The 14,857-nt window shown below is 64.9% G+C and carries 11 protein-coding genes and 3 pseudogenes; 4 read left to right on the forward strand and 10 right to left on the reverse strand.

Annotated features, from left to right (window positions below; all coding sequences use genetic code 11):
* Window positions 1-18: 18 nt before the first annotated feature.
* Together M2S36_RS13040 and M2S36_RS13045 are read right to left on the reverse strand one after the other, a co-directional pair.
* Window positions 19-2,436, reverse strand: a complete 2,418-nt coding sequence (locus M2S36_RS13040) for a glucose/quinate/shikimate family membrane-bound PQQ-dependent dehydrogenase (RefSeq protein WP_063914359.1) — start codon at window positions 2,434-2,436, stop codon at window positions 19-21.
* Between the two features lie 217 nt (window positions 2,437-2,653).
* Window positions 2,654-3,004, reverse strand: a complete 351-nt coding sequence (locus M2S36_RS13045; protein WP_233688283.1) for a cupin — start codon at window positions 3,002-3,004, stop codon at window positions 2,654-2,656.
* Window positions 3,005-3,121: 117 nt separating this feature from the next.
* Between M2S36_RS13045 and M2S36_RS13050 the strand changes: the two are divergent.
* Together M2S36_RS13050 and M2S36_RS13055 are read left to right on the forward strand one after the other, a co-directional pair.
* A pseudogene (locus M2S36_RS13050) lies at window positions 3,122-3,402 on the forward strand (LysR family transcriptional regulator); the annotation flags it as partial.
* 72 nt (window positions 3,403-3,474) lie between these two features.
* Window positions 3,475-3,603: pseudogene (locus M2S36_RS13055) on the forward strand (MFS transporter); the annotation flags it as partial.
* 117 nt (window positions 3,604-3,720) lie between these two features.
* Here M2S36_RS13055 and M2S36_RS13060 read toward each other — a convergent pair.
* A complete protein-coding gene (locus M2S36_RS13060) occupies window positions 3,721-4,332 on the reverse strand; it encodes a LysE family translocator (RefSeq protein WP_233688284.1) in 612 nt (203 codons plus the stop codon).
* Window positions 4,333-4,437: 105 nt separating this feature from the next.
* On the opposite strand from M2S36_RS13060, the gene M2S36_RS13065 reads away from it, so the two are divergent.
* Entirely contained in the window at window positions 4,438-5,409 is a 972-nt protein-coding gene (locus tag M2S36_RS13065; protein ID WP_233688285.1) for a GlxA family transcriptional regulator, read from the forward strand.
* A 146-nt stretch (window positions 5,410-5,555) separates the two neighbouring features.
* On the opposite strand, the gene M2S36_RS13070 is transcribed toward M2S36_RS13065, so the two are convergent.
* The 5 genes from M2S36_RS13070 to M2S36_RS13090 all read right to left on the reverse strand — a co-directional run bounded on the left by M2S36_RS13070 (window position 5,556) and on the right by M2S36_RS13090 (window position 10,518).
* Window positions 5,556-6,407: a CAP domain-containing protein gene (locus M2S36_RS13070; RefSeq protein ID WP_085623371.1), complete on the reverse strand. Its 852-nt coding sequence runs from the start codon at window positions 6,405-6,407 to the stop codon at window positions 5,556-5,558.
* A gap of 205 nt (window positions 6,408-6,612) precedes the next feature.
* Window positions 6,613-7,530, reverse strand: a complete 918-nt coding sequence (locus M2S36_RS13075; protein ID WP_233688286.1) for an AEC family transporter — start codon at window positions 7,528-7,530, stop codon at window positions 6,613-6,615.
* Window positions 7,531-7,663: 133 nt separating this feature from the next.
* A complete protein-coding gene (locus M2S36_RS13080; RefSeq protein ID WP_233688287.1) occupies window positions 7,664-8,527 on the reverse strand; it encodes a LysR family transcriptional regulator in 864 nt (287 codons plus the stop codon).
* Window positions 8,528-8,656: 129 nt separating this feature from the next.
* Window positions 8,657-9,505 (reverse strand): ABC transporter permease, encoded by an 849-nt coding sequence (locus M2S36_RS13085; protein ID WP_233688288.1) that lies wholly within the window; start codon window positions 9,503-9,505, stop codon window positions 8,657-8,659.
* Window positions 9,502-10,518 (reverse strand): ABC transporter substrate-binding protein, encoded by a 1,017-nt coding sequence (locus M2S36_RS13090; protein ID WP_207833188.1) that lies wholly within the window; start codon window positions 10,516-10,518, stop codon window positions 9,502-9,504. Before M2S36_RS13090 ends, M2S36_RS13085 begins: the two co-directional genes overlap by 4 nt.
* Window positions 10,519-10,682: 164 nt before the next feature.
* Here M2S36_RS13090 and M2S36_RS13095 point away from each other — a divergent pair, with 164 nt between their 5' ends.
* The gene (locus M2S36_RS13095) at window positions 10,683-12,578 is read left to right on the forward strand and encodes a S8 family peptidase (protein WP_233688289.1); all 1,896 of its coding nucleotides are present in this window, start codon (window positions 10,683-10,685) and stop codon (window positions 12,576-12,578) included.
* Between the two features lie 32 nt (window positions 12,579-12,610).
* Here the strand turns inward: M2S36_RS13095 and M2S36_RS25110 are convergent, their stop codons facing one another.
* Together M2S36_RS25110 and M2S36_RS25115 are read right to left on the reverse strand one after the other, a co-directional pair.
* The gene (locus M2S36_RS25110) at window positions 12,611-13,366 is read right to left on the reverse strand and encodes a methyl-accepting chemotaxis protein (protein ID WP_370464244.1); all 756 of its coding nucleotides are present in this window, start codon (window positions 13,364-13,366) and stop codon (window positions 12,611-12,613) included.
* 102 nt (window positions 13,367-13,468) lie between these two features.
* Window positions 13,469-14,755 (reverse strand): annotated as a pseudogene (locus tag M2S36_RS25115) (PDC sensor domain-containing protein); the annotation flags it as partial.
* Window positions 14,756-14,857 lie beyond the last annotated feature (102 nt).

The following is a 14,857-nucleotide window of genomic DNA, read 5'->3' on the forward strand; positions in this document are numbered from 1 at the left end:
GAAGAAGGCGACGCGGTCTTACGGCAAGGCGTAAGAAATCACGTAGTCGCCACGGTCAGTCGACTGGCGCGCGCCGCCAGCAGTGATCACCACGTACTGTTTGCCGGTCTTCGGCGAGACGTAGGTCATCGGGCCGCCCTGGCTGCCCACTGGCAGGCGAGCTTTCCAGATTTCGTTGCCGTTGCTGCTGTCGTAGGCGCGCAGGTAGAAGTCCTGGGTGCCGGCGATGAACACCAGGCCGCCCTGGGTCGACAGGGTGCCGCCGAGGGTCGGCAGGCCGATCTTGATCGGCAGGTGCATGCGGATGCCGAGCGGGCCTGTGTCTTCAACGGTGCCTACCGGTACCTGCCACGCCACCTGGCGGGTTTTCATGTCGATGGCGGTCAGGGTGCCGAATGGCGGCGCCTGGCACGGAATGCCGGCCACCGACAGGAAGCGGTTCTTGTTCACCGCATACGGGGTGCCCTTGAGCGGTACTGCGCCCATGCCGGTGTTCAGCGCTTCGCCACCGGAAGCAGCATTGCCCTTGTTCTGCGACGGGATCATCTGGATCCACAGGCCCAGGCGCATGTCGTTGACGAAGATGAAACCATGTACCGGGTCGGTGGAGATGCTGCCCCAGTTCATGCCACCCAGCGACCCCGGGAAGCTCAGCGACAGGTCGGTGCCTGGCGCGGTGTACAGGCCGTCGTAGCGCATCTTCTTGAAGTTGATGCGGCACAGCAGCTGGTCGTACGGGGTCGCGCCCCACATGTCCGACTCGGTCAGGGTCTGCGCGCCGATCTGCGGCATGCCCACCGACTTCGGCTGGGTTGGCGAGTACGGCTCGTCAGGGATGTTGCCTGGCTTGACCGGTACTTCGTCGACCTGGGTCAGTGGCTTGCCGGTGGCACGGTCGAGCACGTAGATCTGCCCGGCCTTGGTGCCGATCACCACCGCAGGGACCGACTGGCCGTCGTCCTTGGTGAAGTCGATCAGGCTCGGCTGCATTGGCAGGTCGAAGTCCCACAGGTCGTTGTGCACGGTCTGGAACACCCACTTCTGGTTGCCGGTGGTGGCGTCCAGGGCCAGTACCGAAGCGCCGTAGGTATGGTCCAGCTTGCTGCGTTCAACACCGTAGATGTCGGTGGACGACGAGCCCATCGGCAGGAACACGGTGTTCATCGCCGGGTCGTAGGACATTGGCGCCCAGCTGTTGGGGGTGCTGCGCACATAGGTGCTGTCGCCCTGCGGCGCCTGGCGATCCTCCGGGTTGCCAGGGTCGAAGGCCCAGCGCATTTCACCCGTGATCACGTCGAAACCACGGATCACGCCGCCTGGCATGTCGGTCTGGACGTTGTCGGCGACGCGGCCGCCGACCACCACCGTGGTACCGGCCATCAGCGGTGCCGAGGACAGCTGGTAGTAGGAGTCCGGTACATTCCCCAGGCCGGCCTTGAGGTCGACCTGGCCGTTGTTGCCGAAGCCCTGGCAGAACTCGCCGGTGTCGGCGTCGACGGCGATCAGGCGGCCGTCGATGGTGTTGGTCAGCAGGCGACGCTGGCAGTTGGCACCGGCCGGTACGCTCGCAACGGTGATCGGCGAACTGTTCGGCTGGGTCGGCTGGGCGATGGCGGCTGTGGCGTCGAAGTAGGCCATGCCACGGCAACGCTGCCAGACCTTGGACTGGGCGTTGATCGCGTTCTTCCACAGCTCCTTGCCGGTGTCGGCATCGAGGGCGATCAGGTTGTTGTGCGGGGTGCAGATGAACACCTTGTTGCCGACCTGCAGCGGGGTCAGCTGGTCCTCGGCACCGTTGCCGTCGCTGAGGGCCACGTCACCGGTGCGGTAGGTCCAGGCCACTTTCAGCTTGTTGACGTTGTCGCGGTTGATCTGGTCCAGCGCGGCGAAGCGGCTGCCACCTTCGGTGTTGCCGTAGTGGGCCCAGTCCTTCTGCGCTTTGTCGGCCTCGACCGGGGTCATGCCCGGGCCTTTGCCGGTGGGGGCGACGCTGGGGTGGGCAACGAACATGTTGCCGGCGGCGATCACCAGCACCACGGCCATCACCCCGGCAACGCCATAGGCACCACGGCCGGTGCTGGCGCCGTTGGCACGGGCCAGCAGCGGGTAGACCAGCGCCACCACCATGCCGATTGCGCCGAACATGAACAGGCGCGAGAACAGCGGCCAGAACACCAGGCCAGCGTCGACCAGCGCCCAGATGGCAGTACCGACCAGGAACGCCGCGTACAGCCAGGCGCCAGCCGGCTTGCGGCGAGCGATAAGGACACCGGCGATGGCCATGGCCAGGCCGCCGGTCAGGAAGTACCAGGAACCGCCCAGGCCGGCCAGCTTGACGCCGCCCGCAGCCAGGAGCAGGCCGAGCAGGGCGATGATCACGCCCAGGCCGACCAGGATGATGTTTGTGGCGCCAGAGGCGCGCGGTGTTTCTTTCATGCCAGGGATCTCAGCAGGTGGAATGCGCGCAGTGTAATCTCTTAGCTTGCTAATTAACAAGTTGGTACATAATTTTGTGGGGCGGATTGTCGCAGGGATGAACTCGTCAAGGTGTGGCTAAAAGTCTAGATCAGGTGCTTAAAATTGCAGTAATCAGGGTGTTCATGCCGGTTGTGTAACCTGCATTCGACTTTAGCCGGACAGGGAATGACCGGGTTCACGCTGGCCACGGAGTGGCGCTGCTGTAGAACACCGCCAGCCAGACGGTGGCTGTGCCGGGAGCGGTCCATTCCACGCGGTGGCGATAGTGCGGCGGGATGTCCAGGCAATCGCCCGGCGCCAGCAGGCGGGTGTGGCTCTCGTGCTCGAAGCGCAGGCCGGCGGCTCCACTGAGCAGCACGATCCATTCACCTTCGGCCTGGTCGTACCAGAAACCAGGCGGGCTGGCCTGGCCGCTGGAAACAATGCGCTCAACGCGCACGCCCGGGCGGCTGAGCAGCTCGTCGACCTGTTCGGCGCAGGTGGGGTCGCAAGGGGGCAGTGTGGTCAGCAGGTTGGTCGGTGTCATGGAAAGCCTCGTCTGGATGGGGGTAGTTCCACTATGGACGCAATTGCCGCGCACCGCGCTTCCTGACCCGCCCGGCTGTTTGTAAGAGCTTTCCGAGATTTGAAAGACGGGCAGCAAATGGACAAACTCCTGGCGATGAAGATGTTCGTGGCCACCGTCGATGCTCAGGGCTTTTCTGCCGCCGCCCGCCGGCTTGGGCTGGCGACATCGTCGGTGACGCGCCTGGGCGATGCCCTGGAAACGGCGTTGGGCGCCACCTTGCTCAACCGCTCCACCCGCCAGTGTGCTTGCCGGTGGAGTTCGGCAGGCGGGTCATCGCCCCGCACCTGGGGCCGTTTCTGGCGCAGCACCCGGCGCTGGAGCTGGACATCGACCTCAGCGACCGCCTGGATGACCTGCCTGCGCTTTCGCTATGGGCAGAAAGGGCGACCCTGGCGCGGCCAATGACAGCATCAACGCCCTGTACCTGCGGGGCGCAGGGGTCGGCGGTGGCCAGTGCGCTGTTCAGCCAGTTTGGCTGGCAAGGTGTGGCGCTGGTGGGGGCGGGGTTACCGGGCGTGGCCTTGCTCATCTTCCTGGCCAACGCGCGCCGGGGTTGAACGGTAGCAAGCGGAGCCAGCAATTTTGCAGTGATGCGAAGATCCTGGGGGCGCTTCGCACCCCTTTCGCGACGCAAGGCCGCTCCCACAAAAAACTGCACACGCCTGTATCAGACGCTATCGCCCAAGCGGCAATGCCACACCAATCAAGGCAAACAGGCTGCCGCAGCAGCGGTTGAAGCCTTTGCCGCCCTTGGCCAGCCATGGCCGGATGCGAAACGCCAGGCGTGCCAGCAGGTATTCGACCAGGAACTCGACGCAGGCAAAGGTTGTCGCCATCACCACGAACTGCAACAGCAACCCACGCTGCGGGTCGATGAACTGCGGCAGGAAAGCACCATAGAACAGCAACACCTTAGGGTTGGCCATGGCCGACAGCAGGCCTTGGCGGAACAGGCCGGCATTGCCCAGCCGCGCGCTTTGCGCGGTCAGTTCCAGGTACAGGCCCGGGCTGCGCCACAGCTGGATACCCAGCCAGATCAGATAGGCACCACCCACCCATTTGAGCACGCTCAGCACCGAGGCCGAGGTCTGCAGCAACGCGCTGAGGCCGAACATGGCCAAGGCGATCAGGGCGCTGAAGCCAAATACCCCGCCGACGATGGTGAACAACGTCCGGCGTGTGCCATACAGCGCACCGTGGGTCAGGGCCAGCAGGCTGTTGGGGCCTGGGGTCAGCGACAGGCCGATGCTGGCCAGCAGGTAAATGAGCCAGGTGTCGAGTGCCATGGTGGGAAGTGCCTTGTTGGTAAGGAGGGCGCCAGTCTATGGCGCCGGCTTCATTCAGAAAGGGTATGATCTGGACATTTAATGGTTGTTCCTGGACGCAATGCCATGCAGCCCGATATCCGCTTGCTGATCTTGCCGTTACCGGATTTTGCCCTGCTGCCGTTCGGTGCCTTTCTCGACAAGTTGCGTTTCAGCGCCGACGACGAGGACTACAGCCAGCAGCGCTACTGCAGCTGGACCGTGGCAGGGCTAAGCCTCGACCCGGTGCCGTCGAGCAGTGGCGCGGTGGTGCAGGTCGAGGCCATGGCTGGCCAGCTTGAGCTGGCCAGTTTCGACTACCTGGTGGTGTTCGGCGGGCGCAATGCCATGGCCACTGCCGCACTGGCGCCTCGCTACAAGGCCTTGCTCCGGCAGGCCGGCAAAGCGGGCGTCAAGCTGGTGGGCGTCGACAACGGCGCCTTCCTGTTGGCCGCCTGCGGATTGCTGCAGGGGCACAAGGTGGTGGTGCACTGGCGCCACGAAGCCGAATTTCGTGCGGCTTTCCCTCACCTACAGGTGCTGAGTGAGCAGCTGTATTGCATCGACGGTAGCCGCATCACCTGCGCCGGTGGCACCGCGGCCATCGACCTGGCCGTTGCGCTGTTGTCACGCGCCTGCGGGCGGACCCGGGCGCTCAAGGGCCTGGCCGACATGCTGGTGGACGAAACCCGCGATAGCCGCCATGCCTTGCGCTCGCTGGAGCAGGGGACCGGGCAGGGGCGGCAGGTGCAGCGCGCGCAGGCGTTGATGCGTCATCACCTGGGTACGCCGTTGGCGGTGGAGCAACTGGCGGCGGAGCTGGGCATCAGCCGGCGCCAGCTGGACCGGCAGTTTCACGCCAGCCATGGCATGAGCGCCAAGGCCTGGTGGCTGGAGATGCGCTTGCAACAGGCGCGCTGGCGCTTGCTCAACTCCAGCCACAGCCTGGCGCAGATTGCCGATGAAGTGGGCTTGGGCGATGCCAGTTACCTGGGCAAGTGCGTGCGGCGACGGTTTGGTTGCACGGCCCGTGAACTGCGCTGTCACGTAGAAAGCTGAATTCACAAGCGGTCCACGTACCCTGTGGGAGCGGGTTTACCCGCGAAGAAGCCACCGCGCTGCATGGCACCGGCTGCGCCGGTGTTCGCGGCTGAAGCCGCTCCCACAGGGACCCTGCTAATTCAATGAGTCCTATGAAAGCGGGTTTACTGCGGCGTCCCGAACAACCCGGTCCAGTAAATCCCCGCATCACTCTTCGGGTCCACCGCATACGCAGCGCCCAGTTCACGGAAGTCCGGGTTCATCAGCGTCGCGCAATGCCCCGGGCTATCCAGCCAGCCATCGACCACCTTGCGCGCAGTGTCACGCCCGGCGGCGATGTTTTCGCCGATCTGCTGGTACAGGTAGCCGGCCAGTTCTGCCCGGTCACCGGGGGTGCGGCCATCCTTGTCGATGTGGTCGAAGAAGTTCTGGTTGGCCATGGCCCGGGTGTGGTTGGCGGCGACCCCGGCCAGCACCGTGCTCCAGCTCAGCGCGGGGGCGGCGGCGAAGGGCTGGCCACCGCATTGGCGCGGTACCTTGCGCGCGGCATTGATTTCCTGCAGCACCTTCTGCCCCTCGGCCTGCCAGTCGCCCAGGCGGCCGCTGAGCAGCGGCCGCGCCAGCACGATGCGCCAGTCGCGGCCTTCCTGGCTGACGCCGATATCGACGAACTGTGGGTCGAGCACCACCTGGCAGAAGCTCTCTTCGATGGCATGCATGGCAGCGCGCGCATCACGCGGCCCCGACAGGCTGATGGCCTGCACGTTGACCATTGGGTAGGCGGCGCGGGTCATGGCCTGCTGCAGGTCGCGGGTACCCTCTGGCGACAGCGCCAGACGGGTATCGCTGTTGAGCGGCGGCAGCTCCAACGACGCTTCGCCACCGCAGGGCTGGGCCTTGCTGCGGTAGACATTGATCGAATCGATCAGTTGCGCCTCTTCGCCGGTGGCAGCCAGTGCCCCGGTCGAGACGACCAGGCCCAGCGACAAGGCGGCAACGGATGACAGGACGCGCATGTGGATCTCCCTATGACTGGCAGCGTCGTGGTTTGCGCTGCTCATCCTACACAAGCCCAGGGCTTTTGGCCCGGGATCGTGCAAAGCAATGAAATCGCCGGCATTCGTTGCTGGCGGCAAAAGAGGGAGTAGACCACTGGTCGGCGGAAAAGTGCGATGACTTGGTAATCATTCGTATCACACCGTACCTTGCAGCCGTCACAGTCTAGCCAAGCGCAAGCATGAGTACCAAAGGCAGGGTGGCGGCAGCCACCACGGTCTGCAGGGCGATGATGGTGGCCATCAGCGGTGCGTTACCGCCCATTTGCCGGGCCATCACATAGGAAGATGACGCGGTCGGCAGTGCCTGGAACAGCACCGCTACCACCGCTGCCTGGCCACCCAGGCCAAGCATGCGGCACAGGGCCCAGGTGGTCAGCGGCATGATCAGGAACTTGAATGCCGACGCCGCCATCAGCGGGTGCACCTGTTGGCCCAGGCGGGCGCCACCCAGGGCGGCGCCGACGCACAGCAGGCCCAGCGGCAGGGCGGCCTGGCCCAAGGCCTTGACCGTAGGTTCGATACCTGCTGGCAAGCCTAGCCCGCTGGCGCGCAGCAGCAACCCACCGGCGCAACCAACGATCAAGGGGTTGGCGAAGATCGCCCGCAGCACTGTGCCTGGTGAGCTATGGCGGGCGCTGAAACGGGCGAACACCAGTACGCAAAGCAGGTTGACCAAGGGCACGATGGCAGCGTTGGCCACCGCCGCCAGGGCGATGCCGGCGCTGCCGTAGATACCGGCTGCAAGGGTGGCGCCGATGTAGTTGTTGAAGCGGATGCCGCCCTGGAACACCGAGGTGAAGTCGGCGCCATCGTGGTTCATTGCACCCTGGTAGAGCACCAGCAGCACGGCCCCGGCCAGGGTCGAGAGCATCAGCACGGCGACCATGCCCAGCACCGGTACGCCATCGAGGTTGGCGGTGGCCAGACCGTGGAGGAACAGCGACGGCAGCAATACGTAATAGCTCAGGCGCTCGGCGCCGGGCCAGAAGTTATCGGCGAGGAAGCCGCGCAGGCGCAGGAAAGTGCCCAGGGCAATCAGCAGGATGATCGGCAGCAGGGTGGTCAGCAGCAAGTGGAGCATGATCGACGTTCCGTGGTCGGGTACGGGGCACAGACTACTGGTGCGGATCGATCTGTAAAAACGTTGTTTTCTTTACTGACTGTTGAGGAAAAATGCATGTTTGCTCTGGGGGCGCTTTGCGCCCCCGGCAGTCTCACGCCTCCAGCGCAGTCTTCAATACCGCACTCAAATGCCGCCGCTGGCTCTTCTCATGCTCCAGCAACACCACCCGCCGAGTCAGTTGCGGTTCGCCAAACGGCAGGCAGGTGGCCGGTGGCAAACGTTGCAGGTCGTCATCGGCCATGGGGATGATCGCCACGCCCAGGCCCATCACCGCCATGCGCGCCAGCGCTTCCTGGCTGTCCAGCTCCATCTGCTCGCTTACCTGCAAATGCTGCCGGCGCAGTTCCTGCTCGATCTGTCGCCCGGCCCAGGCACGCTTGTCGAAACGCAGGAACGGCTGGCTGGCCAGCAACTGTGGCACGCTTTGCCCGGCCAGGTCGGGGCTGGCGATGGCCCAGAAGCGGTCTTCGAACAACGGCGTGAAGTCCAGGCTCTGCGGGTAGGGGCTGACCGGCTCGGTGGTGATCGCTGCATCGAGTTCGCCGTCTTCCACCCGCCGTGCCAGCTCTGCCGACATGCCTGAGGCCACGCTGACATGCAGCTGTGGGTGGTGCGCCTTTATCCACACCAGCGCCTTGGGCAGGCGCCGGGCCAGCACCGTGTGGATCGCCCCCAGGCGCAGGCGGCCGCGCAGGCTCGGCCCGCTGGCCAGGGCGTCGGCCAGCTCGTCGTAGGCCCCCAGGATGGTCTCGGCGCGGGCCACCGCCAACTGGCCGGCTTCGGTCAGCGCCACCTGCCTGCGGCTGCGGTCGAACAAGGTCACCTGTAGCTCGTCTTCGAGGGTCTTGATGTGCAGGCTCACCGCCGAAGGGGTGAGGCTGAGCAGGTCGGCGGCACGGGCGAAGGTGCCGTGGCGGGCGATGGTCACCAGGGTGCGCAGGGCTTTGAGGGACATGCGGATGGGTCCGGTTTCAAGCTGACAGGGCTGCATTGTCAGGCCCGGCCCTATCGCCGGCAAGCCAGCTCCCACAGGTACTTCACCGGTGGTGGCTGGCCGGCGACAGGGCCGGGCAGGCAACGCTGTTCAACGTGCATTACGCCCATAGGCCTGGCTGATCCGGTCGATCACCATGGCCAGGGCGACAATCGCCAGCCCGGCCTCGACGCCTTGACCGACATTCAGGGTCTGGATCCCCGACAGCACGTCCTCGCCCAGCCCGCGGGCGCCGATCATCGAAGCCACCACCACCATCGACAGGGCCATCATCACCGACTGGTTGAGCCCGGCCATGATGCTCGGCAGCGCCAGGGGCAGGGCGATGCGCCGCAGCCGCTGCCAGCGGCTGGCCCCCAGGCCATGGGCGGCTTGCAGCAGCGAAGGGTCGATCTGGCTCAGGCCCAGTTCGGTCAGCCGCACCAGCGGTGGCAGGGCATAGATCAGCGTGGCGAACACGGCGGGCACCTTGCCCAGGCCGAACAGCATCAGCACCGGAATCAGGTAAACGAAGGCCGGCAATGTCTGCATCACATCCAGTACCGGCAACAGCAACCGCTTCGCCAGCGGCCGAGCAGCCAGCAGGATGCCCAGCGGCACGCCCACCAGCACGCAGAGGCCGGTACTGACCAGCACCAAAGCCATGGTCTGCAGCAGTTTGTCCCACAACCCGAGCATGCCGATCAGGGCCAGCAGCGCCACCAGTACCGCGCTGCGCAGCAAGCTGCGGCTGGCATGCCAGGCGAGCAGGCCTGTCAGCAATAGCAGCAGCCACCACGGCAGCAGGCGCAGCAGGGTTTCCAGGCCGACCAGCAGTTGCAGCAACTGGTCAGAGAGGCTGCGCAGGTGATCGCCGTAGTTCAGCACCAGCCAGTCGACCAGCCGGTTGACGCTGTCGGCAAAGGAGAACTGCAGGCTTTGGGGGAAGCCGCCGCTCACAGGCTGCCCTCGACCTTGGTGGCAATGTCCGCAGGCAACCAGGCTTTCCACACCTCGCGGTTATCGCGCAGGAAGGTGAGGGCAGCATCGCGGGGCGGCGTGCGTTTTTCGCTCATGTCGGCCAGTGCCTTGTTGAGGCGGTCGATGGGCAGGTCGACCCGCTCGAACACGCTCACCAGCTCCGGGTAGCCGTCACGAAAGGCCTTGGACACGCCAATCGACAATTTGGCCGGCAGCGAGCGGCTGCCCTTGGGCTTGGGGTTTCCGGCATCGGTGAGGGTCGCCCAGGCCTGGGCATCGAACGGCGGCTCTTCCAGGCGTATGAGTTTGTAGCGGCCCATCAACGGGGTCGGGTTCCAGTAGTAGAACAGCACCGGTTGGCCACGGCGGATGGCCGAGCCGATTTCGGCATCCATGGCGGCCCCGGAACCGCTGCGGAAGTTGGTATACAGGTCGCTCAGCCCGTAGGCCTTGAGTTTCTGGCTGTTGACGGTCTCGGATGTCCAGCCGCTGGGGCTATTGAGAAAACGCCCTTTGTCGGGCGACTCGGGGTCACGGAACACCTGCGGGTAACGCTTGAGGTCATCGACGCTACGCAGGTCGGGTGCCATGGGCTTGAGCTTGCGCGTGGCATCGCCTTCGACCACATAGGCCGGTACCCACCAGCCTTCTTCGGCATGCTTGACCGTGTCGCCCAGCGCGAACACCTGTCCGGCCGCTTCTGCCTTGACCCAGGCAGGGCTGCGCCCGGCCCATTCCTCGGCGATCACTTGCAGGTCGTTGCGTGCCAGCGCCACTTCCATGCTGACCGTGCTGCCGGGCAGGGTGTCGGTGGGGTAGCCATACCCACGCTCGACGATCAGGCGCAGGATTTCGGTGGTGAGTGCGCCGCTTTCCCAGCCGATGGCGCCAAAGTGGATGGGCTCGCTGCGCTCTGCCGACGCGGCGCTGTCGGTGCTGGCCAGGCCTACGGCGAGCAGCAGGCCGGCCAGCAGCGTTGGAATTTTCTTCATCAGGGCCCTCGTCGGTTGCCGTGGGGTAGGTGCGGGCAAGTGTAGACGACCCCTCCCGCGCCTTGCCGACGGCGGTAGGGAACGGGCTCCTGCTGCCAGCGGGGGCCGCGGTTTGCAAAGGTGCGTAGTGCCGTTTGGCAAGCACATTTTGCGAGGCATTCCTGATGACGCTGGACTTGAATTTCGTCTATTACCGCAACTTCCGATTTGATGGAAAGCTACACGTTCGTTGCAGTGGCGCAGACCTGCACAAGGTCGGTCGCATTCGCTACGAACTGGAACGGGCCGGCCCTGATGGCCCGGTGTCCTTCAGAGGGGTTTCGGCCTATTCCCAGGCCCACACCGGAAAACTCAGTGACCACGGCTGCCCAGCCACATTACTCGCCGAGGAGGAGGCGGGGGTCTACACCATTCGGCCAAGGGTGGTGTTGCGGGATGAACATGCGCGGGCGATGAACCGGCCTGTCGGAGGGGCCGGTGTCATCGACATGCCGCCGCTGGTACTCGACATCAAGGCTGAGGAACTCAACCGCAGTGTGCTGGACAAGGTTCCGTTGCCCTCTGATAGTGGGCGTCGCAAGCGGGCGTTGGCGTCCGCGGACGTGGCCGACCCTGCGCTGCCCCTATTGGCACCAGGCACCTCGTACCCGACCCTGGTCATCGAGTTCAGTGTCGGGGGGTATGAGCACTTCCTTCGAGACCTGGAGCCCGCTTCGGGCTCTGCCCTGTCGCGTTACTGGCCGAACCTGAAGTCGGTGATCGCGCCCAGGCCTGTCCTGGACAAACATGAAATGGACGATGACAGGCTTCAGGTACTCCGTCAGTACTATTACCTCGACCAGCCTGACAGCATGCTCAATGACACCTATCTGGCATTGCTCAAGTCGTTGGCCGCGCTGGATTACGTAGTATCCATGCAGGTGTTGCCGGTAACGTCGGAACCAAACCTTGTCGCATTCGTGCTGGCGGGGCTGTTGGCAACCTTGCTGACAGGTACTGCAGTGGTGGCAGGCAGCAGGGCTGATGAAAATGCCCAACCCACGCCCGACTTCGAACCACGCCAGAACTACCTCGACGAGCCCGGCCCCCGCTGGAAGGGCCTTAATGCACGCAAGGCCTGGGCCGGCAAGGTGACGGGCAAGGGCGCGCGGATTCACTTCAGCGACGGTGGTTTGCATGTTGGGCATGAAGACCTGCGTGGCAACCCGGCCTTGAGCGTCGTGTCGCTTGAGCCAAACCATGATCCGCGCCATGGCACTGCTTCAGTGGGTATCATTCTGGCGAAGCGTAACGGGTTCGGCGCCACGGGGATCAGCCATGACAGCGAGCTGTACCTGTACAACAACCGCGCGAGAGATGCCCAGGGCAATTTCCAGGCGCTCAAGGATCTGCTGCGCAATGTAGAACCCGGGGACATCGTCGGCATCAATCGCCAAGCTGCAAATGTCGACGTGCTGAGCACGCGGCTGCCGTCCTTGCACGACAAGGCCTGGTGGACCGTCATGCAGCAGTTGAGCCAGCGCGGTGCGGTGGTGGTCAATGCCGCGGCCAATGGCAGCAGCAAGACCCTTGCAGAACGAAATACCTTTGAAGGGCACGGCGTGGATCTGGCCAATTGGCGCTACTTCAATGACCACGGCGATTCGGGCACCATTCTGGTGGGCGCCAGCCGCTCGTATGACGGCAAGCCCCATACCTACTCCAACCACCATTACCCTTACCGCATGCTCAATGCCTGGGGCGATAGTGTAGTCACGCTTTCCTATGGGGACTTGCAGGACTTGTCTGGTGAGGGCAGGGACTACACAGACAGCTATGCTGGCACTTCCAGTGCTACGCCGATGGTGTGCGGCGCGCTGAGCCTGATTCAGTCCTACGCCCTGGAGCAGCATCACGTCTATCTCAATGGCAACCAGATGCACCAGTTGGTCATGGAGTCTGGTTACGACGATGCCACCCTACCGGATACCGATGTGATGCCGATGGGCGCCCGACCCAATGTGCATGGTGCGTTGGTGCTGCTGGACCGCATCCTCGGCGGCGGCCGGTTCGCGGCCTGAGCCAGGGCCGGCAGGTGCCGGCCCTGAGCCATTCACACGCGGAACTGGTCCATCAGCGCCTGCTGCTGGTTGGCCAGACTGTTCAGCGACTGGCTGACCCGCGCCGACTCGTTGGCCTGCCCCGACAGCGACTCGGTGACATCACGGATGGTCGCCACGTTGCTGTTGATTTCCTCGGCCACCGCGCTTTGCTCCTCGGCGGCCGAAGCGATTTGCAGGTTCATGTCGGTGATTACCGTCACTGCCTGGCCGATGCGCTGCAGCGCGGTGACGGCCTGGCCAACCTGCTGCACGCCGCCCTGGGCCTGGCGGTGGCTGTTGTCCATGGCACCGACCACCTCGCGGGTACCGTTCTGCAATGCCTCGATCACCTGGCGGGTTTCTTCCACCGACTCCTGGGTACGCTGGGCCAGGTTGCGTACCTCATCTGCCACCACGGCAAAACCACGGCCGGCTTCACCGGCGCGGGCCGCCTCGATGGCAGCGTTGAGTGCCAGCAGGTTGGTCTGTTCCGCAATCGAGCGGATCACCTCCAGCACCGAACCGATCTTCTCGCTGTTCTGCGCCAGGCCCTGGACTTCGGCCATGGCATTACTCATGTCGGCGGCCAGGGCATCGATGCTGTGGGTCGTGCGGTCGATCACCGCCAGGCCTTCGCGGGTGGCCTGGTCGGCGTCGCGGGCGGCCTGCGCTGCCTGCGCTGCGCTGCGGGCGACATCCTGGGCGGTGGCGCTCATCTCGTGCGAGGCGGTGGCCACCTGGTCGACCTGACGGTACTGCTGCTCCATGCCGGCGCTGGTCTGCGTGGCAATTGCCGAAGACTGGTCGGCGGTGCCTCGCGCGGCCTGCACCGAGCGTTTGACCTCGGCGATGGTCGGCTGCAGCTTGTCGAGGAAACGGTTGAACCAGCCGGCCAGTTCGCCCAGTTCATCCTGCTTCTGGTAGGTCAGGCGGCGGGTCAGGTCACCTTCGCCGCTGGCGATGTCCTTGAGCATGCTTGCCACGCCGAGGATCGGCCGGGTAACGCCACGGGCCATCAGCCACACCATCAGCAGGCCGGCAATCGCCGCGGCCAGGCCCAGGCCAAGTTCCAGCAGGGTACCGCTGGTGTTCAGCGCGTCCAGTTCCTGTTTCAGCGCATCGGCCGGCCCGGTCAAGGCGTTTTCCGGCACGTCCAGCAGCACGCCCCAGGGCTGGGCGTCCGGGATCGGCCGGAACGCCGCCAGCACCTTCAGGCGCTGCTGGTCGTGCACGATGGTCAGCTTGCCATCGGCCAGCTTGCGCACCAGCTCGGCACCTTTGGCTGTGTCGACCTGGTCGAAGCGCTGGGCCAGCTTGCTGGCATCGGCGCTGTAGCCGGCCAGCAGGCCGACCGGGCTGAGGATGCCGACCGTGGTGCGGCCTTCGTACAGGCTGCGGCTGGCCTCTTGGCTCAGGGCCTGCAGGCTGTTGAGGTTGATGTCGATGGACAGGGTGGCGATCACTTTGCCGTCGACCGTCAGCGGGAAGACGATGCTGGTCATCAGCACCTGCTGGCCATCGATTTCATAGAAATACGGCTCCACCACGCACACCTTGCCGGACGTGCGCGGGCACACCCACCAGGTGTTGGCCGGCTGGCCGCTGGGGCCGATCTCGGTGTTGGCCATGTCATGCTCGGGCAAGGCCATGGCCGTCAGCTGGCCGACACGCGGTTGCGACCAGTACAGGGCGAAGCGCCCGGTTTCATTGCTGCCCAGCTCCGCCTTGCCGGCGAACAGGCTGTCCTTGTTGTCCAGGGCGTTGGGCTCGAACACCAGCGACAGGCCGAGCAGGTCGGGGTTGGCCTGCAAGGCTGCGCGCACCTGGCGGGTCATGTCCTCGCGCAGGTCGAAGGCATCGAGAAAACGCTTTTCCGCCTGCTCGCGCAGGAACAGCACCTGACGGGCGAAACCGGCGCCGTACTGGTAGGCGTCCATGAACTGGCGGCGGATGTTCAGCGCCTGCACCTCGCCCTGCGACTCGATGCGCGACTGCGCCGACTCGGTCAGCATCTGCATGCTGCTGGCCTTGACCAGGTCCGAGCTGTGGTCCATGCGGTACAGCGACAGGCCGACGAGCAGGGTGACGATGCCGGCCAGGCAGAGGCCGGCGAGCAGGGTGATCTTCCACTGGATGGAGAATTGTCGCAAAGGCATGGGGGCGTATCCCTTTTTTGGACAGTAAGGGTTATGGCTTTGGATCTGGGTTGGGCTGGGGCTTGGCTGGGGATGTGTGTCGCCTGGAAGATCGAGCGCCGC

This window comes from Pseudomonas sp. SF2, assembly GCF_036858055.1.
Classification (GTDB): domain Bacteria; phylum Pseudomonadota; class Gammaproteobacteria; order Pseudomonadales; family Pseudomonadaceae; genus Aquipseudomonas.